The organism is Pantoea sp. BL1 (assembly GCF_000963985.1).
In the GTDB taxonomy this organism is placed as follows: domain Bacteria; phylum Pseudomonadota; class Gammaproteobacteria; order Enterobacterales; family Enterobacteriaceae; genus Pantoea; species Pantoea rwandensis_B.
Window position 1 is genome coordinate 21,183 of the sequence record NZ_JZRH01000034.1, and the last position, 11,209, is coordinate 32,391.

Below are 11,209 nucleotides of genomic sequence, written 5' to 3' on the forward strand. Positions count from 1 at the left end.
GTCATGGAATCTTTCAAACTCTACATCGACGGCCAATTTGACGCTGGGGCTGCGACCTTCACCTCGTTGAATCCGGCTACCGCTGAGCCGTGGGCCACGATTGCTGAAGCACGCAGCGAGCAAACCGACCGCGCAGTGCAGGCGGCAGCCCGGGCTTTTGAATCCGATGCGTGGCGCGGCTTAACCGCCGGTGCGCGCGGCAAATTGCTGCTGAAGCTGGCGGATTTGATTGAACGCGATGCCGCCAAACTGGCCCGTCTTGAGACGCTCGATACCGGAAAAATCATCCGTGAAACCCAGGCGCAGATCGCTTACGTGGCGGAATACTATCGCTTCTATGCCGGACTGGCCGACAAGATGGACGGTGCCACGCTCAGCATCGACAAAGCCGACATGGAAACTTGGATTAAGCGTGAACCGGTTGGTGTGGTTGCCGCGATTATCCCCTGGAACAGCCAGCTGTTTCTCTCCGCGGTGAAAATCGGCCCGGCGATTGCGGCCGGCTGTACGGTGGTGGTGAAGGCGGCTGAAGTCGCACCGACGCCGCTGCTGGGATTTGCTGAACTGGTGCATGAGGCCGGTTTCCCTGCGGGCGTCATAAACGTGATCACCGGCTTCGCGGAAGGCTGTGGCACCGTGCTGACCCAGCATGCGCAGGTAGATCACATCGCCTTTACTGGCGGTGCAGATACTGCACGTCACATCATTCGCAACAGCGCGGAAAACCTCGCCAGCACCTCGCTGGAATTAGGCGGCAAGTCTCCGTTTATCGTGTTTGCCGATGCCGATTTGGAAAGTGCCGCCAATGCGCAGGTGGCCGCCATCTTCTCTGCCTCAGGACAAAGCTGTGTCGCGGGCTCGCGTCTGCTGGTGGATGAGCAGATTAAAGATGCCTTTATTGAAAAACTCACCAGTAAAGTGCGCGGTATTGTGATTGGTTGCCCGCAACAGCAGGAGACGCAGTTTGGTCCACTTTGTACCGAGCGCCAGAAAAGCAATATCGAGCAGGTCGTGAGCCGCAGCATTGAGCAGGGTGCGCGTCTGGTGATTGGCAATCAGCCGATTGATCGACCGGGATTCTATTTCCCACCCACCATTTTGGATTGCAGTGCGGTGCCAAATGCAGAAAGCGTGGTGCAGGAGCTATTTGGTCCGGTCTTGTCGGTGCTGACCTTTAAAGATGAAGCCGAAGCGATTCGTTTAGCCAACGGCACAGAGTATGGTCTGGCGGCAGGCGTATTTACCCAGAACCTGACGCGCGCCCATCGTGTCACGCGTAAGTTGCGCAGCGGCGTGGTGTGGCTGAACACCTATCGCGTAGTTTCACCGCTGGCGCCGTTTGGCGGCTACGGTAAGTCCGGTTTCGGTCGTGAAGGTGGCATAGACGCCGCGTTGGAATACACCACCACCAAAACGGTGTGGCTGCGCACCAGCGATGAGCCGATTAGCGATCCCTTTATTATGCGCTGATGGGTTAAGGTGCGCTGACATGCGCACCTTGCGGGAATCTGGTTTGCATTTATCAATGCGCACTCTACCAGAAATAACGTTGGAATTATCAGTGTCGTTATTTATAACGACCGTTACTTGTACAGTTGTTGAGCATTAATTAGCACCGGGAGTCTTACCGCCAATTCTTTAATAAGAAGACGAAAATGCATTCGTCGGGATGGCTGTGGCTTTTTTTCGCGAGGAAAGTTTTACCCACATTAAAAAACAATCCTACTTTGAGAATTGGAGGGTACGGTGAATACACAACCACGTCAGAGTCAAATTATAGAAAATAAGTCGGTGGATTATGTTCCGGAATCGGAACGCCACGGTAAATCGCACAGTTTATTTACCTTGTGGTTCTGTACCAACATTGCACCGCTGGCGGTCGTCAGCGGTGCGATTGCCACCGAAACGTTTCATCTGAATGTTATTTCCGCATTAACCGCGATTATTGCCGGTCATCTGTTTGGCGGGATCTTCCTTGCGTTAACCTCTGCACAAGGGCCGAAAGTCGGCATTCCACAAATGGTGCAGAGCCGCGCGCAGTTTGGTCGTTACGGTTCGTTACTGGTGATTAGCTTTACGACGGTGATTTATCTCGGGTTCTTTATCTCGAATATTTCGCTTTCCGGTAAAGTTATCAACAACGTCTTCCCATCGATGCCGGTAAGTAGTGCCACGGTCATTGGCGCAATTCTTGCCACCGCCATTGGTATCGTTGGTTACCATTTTATCCATCGCATCAATAAAGTCGGTGCATGGATTATGGGGGCGGCGCTGATTTTGGGCCTGGCGCTGATGGTGTCTCAACCCTTGCCGGCAGACTTTTGGTCTCGTGGCAGCATGAGTGCCGCAGGCTGGTTCGGCACCTTCTGTATCGGAGCGGTATGGCAAATCAGTTTCTCGCCCTATACCTCTGACTACTCACGCTATCTGCCCGCCAATGTCGGTATTGCACGCCCGTTTATTGCCACCTACCTGGGTGCCTGTGGCGGGACTATTCTGGCCTTTATTTTCGGCATGATGGCGGTCAACATCGCACCAACCAGTGATGCCATGATGTCAGTGCGCCACGCCACTGGCTGGCTCGGACCCATTCTGATGGTGTTGTTCCTGGTCAATATTATCTGCCACAACTCAATGAATTTGTATGGTGCGGTATTATCACTGATTACGGCAGTACAAACATTCCGCCCACACTGGACGCCGGGTGCGACGGTGCGATTAGTGGTTTCAGCGCTGGTATTAGTGGGAAGCGTATTAGTCGCTCTGGCAGCATCACAGAACTTTGTTTCGTTCTTTATTAACTTGATTCTGGCATTGATTGCGGTATTGATTCCGTGGATTGTAATTAATCTACTGGATTTTTATTATGTGAATAAGCAAAAGTATGACGTTGAAGCGATATTTCGTGCAGACGGCGGACGTTATGGATTGCTGAATACCCAGGCCTTGCTGGTCTACTTCGCCGGTGTTTTAGTGCAGGTGCCCTTTGTTGAAAATGCATTCTTTTCTGGTCCCTATGCGAATATAATTCCTGGCGTGGACATTTCCTGGATCATTAGTTTTGTGGTGACAAGTATAGCTTATCCAATATTTCATCGGGAAAATGAGCTAAGACTAGTTAGCAACCGGAAAAGTAAGGCGCCAAGAGAAATCCAATAAGCAGAGTGCGTTAAGGTTTAATTTAAAGATGCAAGTCCATCCGCTTATCTAATACGCTATGTAGTTTAACGAACCGCTTTGACTTTGCAAACCGGTAATTATAATGTCGGCCTCTGTAAAAATAGAGCACATTTCCTACTACTAGCATTACATAGGTACAGTTTGCTCCGCACGATGCCAGCTATGGCGTATTGGCATCCCGTGTGCCAAATTGATTTTAGCAACTTGGCTGCAGCATCAATTAGGTTACGTTTGTCCTGCGTGCCTTCACGCGGTTAACATAACTTAAAGCTGCAGGATTTTTCCTTTTGAAAAACTATCTGCAAAGTTCGGGAAGAACGTTTTACGTTTTGGATTGCCAGTTCCCTGCTACGAGCAAGCTTTAGCTAAGACAAATGTCACAGAGATGCAGGAAACAATGCTTATCTGCGTTTTTCACTTGTGTTATGAATAAATGAGCGCCTAAGTCATTTGATTTTCAATTCCACATAACTGGCGCTGCGTGCGACCACGCAGCCGTCGTTATTCGGCAGCACCACAACGGGTTTATCGCGCAGGCTCAGACGAAACAGTACCTCACAGCTGGCGTAAAACGAGTTCATCGGGCCAAACATAGGCATCGTAACCTCCAGAGCGCGCGTGCTGTTAAACCACCAGGTGAACACGCCGAGCAGCTGCAGCTCTTCCGGATAAATTACCGGGTAGGCCGAATTCACCGGCAGCAGCGCGAGCCGGTGCTGCTGCCGGCGTTTAACCACAAATTCATCTTCCACCTCAACGAGTACAAAGTCACCTTGCGACGCCTACTCGGCCCGGTCAACCACCATGACGTCGCCGTCATAAAGCCAAAGGCCCGCATGCTGCTGCCACTGGCGCGTACGAAGAACATGGCGGCGTGCCAGCGGAATGCAGTGCTCTTTCAGGTCCAGATTTTTTCGACATAATCGGCGGCAGGTGAGGGGGAATCCCGCAGCACATGGCTCGGCTTATAATGGTAAGTGTACGCGCGGTATGAAAACGGGGAGCCAGAGTAGCGTCTGGCCGGGGGCGTATTTCGCGGGTTTCACAACCTTGCTCCCGTAACAATTCCAGGGCAACGTGTTAATGCTGTATGCAACTTGCGCATAAATCCCCCTCTTAATGGTGCTCGTTATATGTACAGTATTATTGAGCGGCATTTATCTGGCAAGAGAAAGCCTGACGCGCTATCTGGGAGTAGTGTTTATCTGGCTGAGGCGGCTACAAAATATTATTTCAGGCAAAATCCTATCACAGGGCTTATGATGATATCGGGTCAGGTGCCGCGGGGAGGCGCCTCCTGACTGTACACAGACAGCCCGGCGTTCCGCCGCCGGGCTTCATTATGCCGCACTGCCGATTTATGTTCATCATCAGCCTACCACAGTGACTGAATCCACTGATCTCACTGTCTGTGATGAAGGGAGCATCGTCACGGCTCGGTTTGGTACGAAGCAGTGCGTTTAACATTCGCCCGGTACGATCTGGCTTACGTTCGCCTGAGCATCTTGGCACCAAATGAAAAAAAGCCTGCAGAGCAGGCTGTTGTCAGACGGTTGAAGCGTCTCGGGCGTTAAATGCGGCAGGGTTAACTATTCATCATTAATGTCGTGCGGATAGCCCACCACGATCTCAAGCGCACCGCGCAGAACGTCAAGCCTGACTACGTCTGAAGTACTCTCCAGCTCCGCTATCAGGGCTAGGATGATGTCTTTTCGCAGCACGCGTCCACCCCGGGCCCTCAGGCTTTCGAGTACGACACAGATAACTTCTGTTTCAGGGGCCACCTGGTCGCCACGTTTACTGAGCGCCCGCAAGATTTCTTGTTCTGTCGTGTTCTGTTGCATAACCCATAGTCCAGGATAAACAAGGTTGAGATCGCCAGTAACGATCCGTCTCTGCAGGCTCCTTCCTGCCTCCGTGACATGACGGAGAATACTGGTATTCAGTGCCGACGTGTGCCCGGCGGCGGCCTGTCTTCGGTCAGGAACAGCAGTTCGGGATTCAGCAGCTGGCGCGTCGCCGGCAATGCGGCATTGACTTCATCCAGCGCCATCCGGAGTACTTCAGCCCGTTCCGGGCGGGTTTCGCCGGCTGCCATCTCCATCAGCCTGACTGCCAGCGTTACGCCGGACACCGGCGCATTCTCGCTGAGCAATCCGGCCACAGCCTCACCAATAGCAATATCCATCATCTTTTCGCTTTTATTTCTGTACATACCGCTTTCCGGGTGTCAGTAAAGGGGCACAATACATTACCGGCCGCCGCTTACGAGGCTGGCAGATGTTCCATCCGGGCAGTCCGCGCCGGATTTAATATCCACAATAAAATGAGGTCTGCGGTGCAATGCTGAAGCTTGACTTCAGACCGGCTGTTAGCGGCCAAAGAGCAGGCCGATTAGCGTACGGTAATGCTGTTCTTCTTCCGCTCCGCCCGCCAGCTCCAGCCGGCGAACCAGTTTCGCGCAGATGGCCGGCCGGTTCAGGGCGGCGCCGCTGCGAAGAATTTCAACCACAATTTGCCCCAGCGTTTCCTGCTGCGAGGGAAGCTGTGCTTCGGTAAAATAACGGGCAATGTCTCCCACAGTATTAGGCTTATGGCTGTTCTGGCGCATGATTATTCTCTCGAAAAAGGGACGGTTAAAATATGGTCGGGTGCTTATGCGCGGAAAGTTATACAAAAATTATAAACCTGTACAGATATATGTTGCAGGATGTGATGAATTCTTTTGGCAAAAGATGCTTATACTTATAAAACAAAGGGGTATGGGGCAGGGGATTTAGCTTAATTGCTACAGAGGTGTCGTCCCTGACAGTTTCTCCGGCCGGAACGCGCAGATCGCGCCCGATACGAGGCTAGTCTTACATTGTCGTGTCAGGGCCGGAGTCGGTCTGGGTTCCTGTTTGTATTATCCGTCAGTTTTCCTGACCCGTCATCGTCATCCAGCACAGCCTCCTCGCGACTGCTGTACTGACGAAATCCCTTGAGCCAGCGTCTGGCGTCAAAGATTTCCTCAAACTTCGCATCGCTGACGTCATCGTCAGCCATCGCGGAGAGCCCCTTTATGAGATGTCCTGTCCGGCGACCACCAGGCTGACCGCTGCCTCTCCGATAATGATATGGCCTTTCTCATCGTCGTGATAAAACACAGCAAATCCTCCATTTCGGGAAAATAACAACCACAGGATTCGCTGTAGACGCAACTGGTGCATTCACCAGAAGAAAAATCTGTCATATGGACAAAAAATAAAATATTGGGTTCAGATGGCGGATTTTAAGGGAGTACATCAGAATATAAATGCGTGAGAAAAAATGATGTGTTCAGTACCAGGGAATTTTGCAGTAATAACTATAAAGCGTTAAAAGTTTGCCGCGGCGTTCTGCCGCGGCGGTTTGATCAAACGGCCTGCCACTCGCTCTCGACTTCATCCTTGGATTTGGAAAGAATCACTTTATTGTCATCCACTTCCTTCACCCAGCTGAAAGGAATGATGTGATGCTGGCCACCGGCTTCCGGGTCACTTTTTGCCAGTTTGATTTTGTCATCGCCTTCAAAATGGTCAACGATACCCACGTGCTCACCGTTAACGTCCACTACCTGGGCATGGTCCAGAACTTCTGATTTATCAACCATAGTTAATCCTTAGTTTCGTCTGCTCATAGTGAGTTTTACCCGCCAGCCTGACGGATACACACTCAAAATATAGGTTATTTATCTGCATTTTTTTAAAACTAACAAATTGAAACATTCGGCCGGGCATCTGTAGGACGTTTTTTACATGGAAAACGCGGGGTGTAAAAGCGCAGAATAACGGTCATTAAGGGGTGAAAGGTCGGATTTATTTTGCAGATTCATTTGACAGCCGATACGTACAGGCCATGATTATTGCACTGTGTCTTAAGATCCAGTAATGGTTAGGTGAATCGTTGAATTATTCCCGGGCTCGCCCCGGGTTTTTCAAAAACATATCCCGTACTCATCCCCTTTACCTTCATGCCATTAACAGAGCTTCAACCGGCATCTTCCCGGTCAGGAAGAATCATTGAAACGGCAGGCCTTGCCTGAATAACGCGGTACAAATCTGCCTAAAAAGCGTTAAAACATACTGAAATCTTACCGGAAGAAAAACTTTTCTATATCCTGACATTTTATTCGATTAAACCCCACTATAATGACACGGCAAGCTAGGTGTCAGGATGATGCCGCACTGGTACCAGATGGCCCGGATTTATTCCGGGCCTTTCTGTTTCTGCAGTCTCTTATTTCACCTTCCCCGCAAGTTGATCTGACAACTGTCCCAAGCGTAAGTATTGCAGCGGATTTCTCATAAACGATGGTACATAACTTGTGCGGCTGCCGATATCCTCTTATGCTGGGTCTATGACCTTTACGGACCCCGAGGCTTTATGGATGGCGGCACCTCGCCCGGCAGATTTCTGGCTTAACTGCTCGCTGAACATGACATGACGGTAAAATCACTTCGCCTCATATCCGGTCCGGCACAGCGGGAAGTCTAGTCACTATTGTGCGATCGTAAGCCGGTAACTCCGGCCATGGCAGAGAAGCTCGTGTGTGTATTTTACTCGCCCAGATTTTGCAGCATCAGGCAGGCTATGTGGCAGTTGTGGCGGGAGGGTGCTCAGTTACCTGGAGAGCGCGATACCTGAACGCAGTGAATGTGCTAAATTTTACAGTGCCGGTACGGAATTTCTCACCCCAATTTCACCAGGGCGTTTAATAAACTGTAACCGTACCGGCACCTTGCCCCGTCAAATCAGACACTTCCTGGCAAAAAATAACGCGTCGGGCGCTATGCTTACCTCGTGTGTTATTCCTCGTGCCAACACCAATGTAACGTATTGCAATAGCTGACATGCTCTCAGGATCCAACATCACCGGCCTCAGACCGGAAGTGTTTACTCCTGTTACTCCCGGGCCAGCCGCTCGGGATTTTTTTATCCGCTGTTTTCTGTTTTTCATCCGCGGTCAGATCACGTCGGCCCGGTCAGACTTCCGCACTGACGCTTTCCGTCATCTCGCCGAGGAGATGCAGCAGACGTTCTGCGCTCAGCTGCTGAGACCTGAGTGCAGGCATCATCCCGGTAAGCGAAAGCGTCACCGTTGCCAAGGCCACCGCGCGTTTAATCTCTTCTGCGTTTTCATAGCTCTTGTACGTACGCAGGCTCACGCCGAGCTCTGCCGCCGCGCGCTCCCGGCTCCAGAGCATTCTCCTGCGCCACTGCCGCAGATGCCATCCTGTCATGCATTCTCCTTTTACAAGCCTGAAAAAGTGCAATTACTGCACTTTTTCATTATTTCTTAATTATGGTGTTTCACTGTCCCGATGACCGTCCGGAAAACCCTGTATGAACTGTCATGTGCGAAGTATGCGTGAGAGCAGCGTGCCGGGCATCTCCTCTATGACGGCACTCAGGCAGAGCGCTTTCAGCAGCAGGGGCGACTCTTCTAAGCCCGAATAAAATATTCAGCGTTACCCGAACTCAGAGACAGGGGGTATGTTCACGCATGATATGCGACGCGGTCGCATCCCCTCAGCGCTGCACCTGTGGCTTCTCTCATCATCATAGTCGGTAGGGTTATTTTTTCCGCAAAAAACAGCTGATATTGTGTCCCGGTTCCAGCCATTGATACGACGGCTGTCAGCCTGCCCGAAAAGACCTGAATCAGGCTGACGATTGAGATTGCTTTTATCGAAACGTAATTAATTACAGTTAGCTGCCATGTCTGCAGGTATGGTTGTCCTGGCAGTGTACTTTGAATCTTTAGAAACGCATTCGCTTCCGGAATGATGCTGATTTCGACGTATGATATGTCGAGGGGGGAATTTAAAGACGTCCATTGTGAATATAATGCCCGACATTGAACCAAAGATGCAGGATGGCCGCAAGAAATTACAGAGTCGACTGAAACCTGAGTTGAGGGTGCCCACCATTCTGGCCTGCAGGGTTGATCACAAAGAGGAAAGCGTTTTGGTTAAACTTTTATTTCAGAGTTCTCTGTTTCGGATCCAACTTCCGGCTAATGCCCTTACAGCCAGCCTGACTTAATACGAAGAGTGTGTCACCGGAACTGTCCGGGTACAGTCACGCTGCACTCACAGGCGGCCCGATATAAATAAAAAACCCACCGGGAGGTGGGTAAATCAGAAAGCTCAGTGTAGGAGATAGCGCTTAACGGTTTCCGGGTCTGTGCCCACCGTTTTGAGAGCTTTCACCAGCTTATCCTGCGTAGTCTGTAAAGTGAGCATCCAGTATGTAATCTGCCATTGTTCATTTATCACATTGATCTTTTTATCTTCCGGCTCGCGGCGGTGAAAAATGTAACTCATCAAAACCCCGGATTAAGGACAAAACGGCTTATTTGCTGTGTGACGCAGACGAAGAATGGCACTGAAACTGAGAGGATTAAAATTGAAATGACTGACCGTAATGAGCAAAAATTTTTATCAAAAAAAAACCCACTTAATGAGTATCAGTGGGCCTGTTTTGTTCACGCCGGAACAACGCTCTCTCGCAGAGGTGGGGTTAAGCACTGCTAATGTCGCACACCAATCTAACATCGCATTGCCTAATCCGTAACCCTATAATTTGCAAAGATTGCTATTTAAGATTAGGTCGCTTTCCTTCGGAATGTTCTCATCCAGAAACCCCTGGGTGTAAGTCTGTTAACTTTTCTGCTGCAATTCCATCAGTAATTGATTAGCAGGCCTGATGCCTGATTTCGCCCTGTTTTGGCCGGCTGGCCCGGTTTCAGGTTAAACTTTGAGATTAACGCTATTCTGTCAGCCCCTTTTTTCGACAGAAGTCATCTGTTCACGCAGAAAATGTGACACTACGTCCTGAGGGGGCTTAACGCCACATGCATGGATAAGCCAGCTCACCGCGCCGCGATGGCGCGTACCATGCAGTATCACCTGCTCGACAAGGCTGAGGGGGCTTGTCTGAGCCATCTTTTCGTCTCTGCGCCGATAGATTATGGGGCGATCCCAGGCTTCCGCCGTCATGCCGGCCGCATATTCAATAAACCATCCGGAGCAGGCCAGCATGCACGGCACCAGTACTGCTTCCTCAGGCATCCTGCGCGGTCTGATATTCGGCTGGTAAGGCGCTTCCCCCGTCAGGTTGGCACGAATAAGCATGTCAGTGGCGTGCATGTGGTACATGAGCCTGAGCATTTCCCGGCGTTCAGCGCGGAAACGGCGCGCGTCCGTTTCGGCAATGGCGCTGAGCATCCCGGCATCCATCCAGCGCTTGTACTTCAGTAATGTCAGGGCGGTGACTCTTTGCATGATCTTTTCCAAAGCGTAATCACGGCCGTCAGAGCGGTAACGTGTAATACGAATTTAATTAATCCAGTGCTGTCTGGGGATGATAACCCGGTACTCCTTCCTGCCAGTCTTTTCTGCGACAGCCAGGGTTCTGACTGGGAATTTACATTCATACCTCATCGGGCTCAGGATATACCTCCCATATGGAAGGCCGGGCAGGGGAGCCTACAGTAACAGCCTGAAGATAAGTAATGGCGGGTGAGGCGAATCAGAGTGTAGACGCGTATAAGAATTGCGACAGGCCGGTGAGAAAATTCTTGTTGGATCAGGTATTCACCTCCCGGAAACGGCCAGCAGAAACATATAAACGGATGATGCTGGCGTCAGATAAAAGCAGCCGACCGGGTCAAACGTCCATTCCTGATAGGTTAATATGGTCAGCAAACTTCATGACTCTATTGAGAAAAACGAACTAAAAAATTTCTGACTGAATGGCTGCAGCAGGGGGACAGAGTCCCGTCTGACTATTTTATTATGATGTCAGAAAACAAAGCCCGACTGGCTGCTATGCTATGAACACGGTGAATCCCCCCTGTGCGGAGGGGCTAAGCCACAGGGTACACGATAGACTGAAGCGATTCGGATTGTGGCTTTTCTGAATCATCGGGAGGCACCCGACACCGTAACTTTTACTGAAGAATGAAGATGTGCTGCGGAGGTAGGCATGCTCTGGATGGAACAGG

General features: G+C 50.8%; 9 protein-coding genes and 1 pseudogene. 2 read left to right on the forward strand and 8 right to left on the reverse strand.

All coding sequences use genetic code 11. From position 1 onward, the window contains the following. Positions 1-3 precede the first annotated feature (3 nt). Both VH86_RS16760 and VH86_RS16765 read left to right on the forward strand, forming a co-directional pair. Entirely contained in the window at positions 4-1,470 is a 1,467-nt protein-coding gene (locus VH86_RS16760; RefSeq protein ID WP_045816881.1) for an aldehyde dehydrogenase, read from the forward strand. Positions 1,471-1,746: 276 nt separating this feature from the next. Further along, complete coding sequence (locus tag VH86_RS16765; RefSeq protein WP_045816882.1) at positions 1,747-3,159, forward strand: cytosine permease; 1,413 nt, start codon at positions 1,747-1,749, stop codon at positions 3,157-3,159. 470 nt (positions 3,160-3,629) lie between these two features. Here VH86_RS16765 and VH86_RS26375 read toward each other — a convergent pair. From VH86_RS26375 to VH86_RS16805, 8 genes and pseudogenes are all read right to left on the reverse strand, one after another. Then, a pseudogene (locus VH86_RS26375) lies at positions 3,630-3,773 on the reverse strand (DNA polymerase V subunit UmuC); the annotation flags it as partial. 996 nt (positions 3,774-4,769) lie between these two features. After that, a complete protein-coding gene (locus VH86_RS16775) occupies positions 4,770-5,024 on the reverse strand; it encodes a biofilm development regulator YmgB/AriR family protein (protein ID WP_045816883.1) in 255 nt (84 codons plus the stop codon). A gap of 98 nt (positions 5,025-5,122) precedes the next feature. After that, positions 5,123-5,395, reverse strand: coding sequence for a hypothetical protein (locus VH86_RS16780; protein WP_045816884.1), 273 nt, complete (start codon positions 5,393-5,395; stop codon positions 5,123-5,125). 156 nt (positions 5,396-5,551) lie between these two features. After that, complete coding sequence (gene ycgZ / locus VH86_RS16785) at positions 5,552-5,791, reverse strand: regulatory protein YcgZ (RefSeq protein ID WP_045833577.1); 240 nt, start codon at positions 5,789-5,791, stop codon at positions 5,552-5,554. 783 nt (positions 5,792-6,574) lie between these two features. Next, on the reverse strand, positions 6,575-6,811 hold the full coding sequence (locus VH86_RS16790) for a DUF2171 domain-containing protein (RefSeq protein ID WP_045816885.1): 237 nt from the start codon (positions 6,809-6,811) through the stop codon (positions 6,575-6,577). A 1,372-nt stretch (positions 6,812-8,183) separates the two neighbouring features. Then, complete coding sequence (locus tag VH86_RS16795) at positions 8,184-8,441, reverse strand: helix-turn-helix domain-containing protein (protein ID WP_045816886.1); 258 nt, start codon at positions 8,439-8,441, stop codon at positions 8,184-8,186. 909 nt (positions 8,442-9,350) lie between these two features. Continuing rightward, positions 9,351-9,527: a DUF3606 domain-containing protein gene (locus tag VH86_RS25195; protein WP_072050621.1), complete on the reverse strand. Its 177-nt coding sequence runs from the start codon at positions 9,525-9,527 to the stop codon at positions 9,351-9,353. 453 nt (positions 9,528-9,980) lie between these two features. After that, positions 9,981-10,487, reverse strand: a complete 507-nt coding sequence (locus VH86_RS16805) for a DinB family protein (protein WP_045816888.1) — start codon at positions 10,485-10,487, stop codon at positions 9,981-9,983. Positions 10,488-11,209 lie beyond the last annotated feature (722 nt).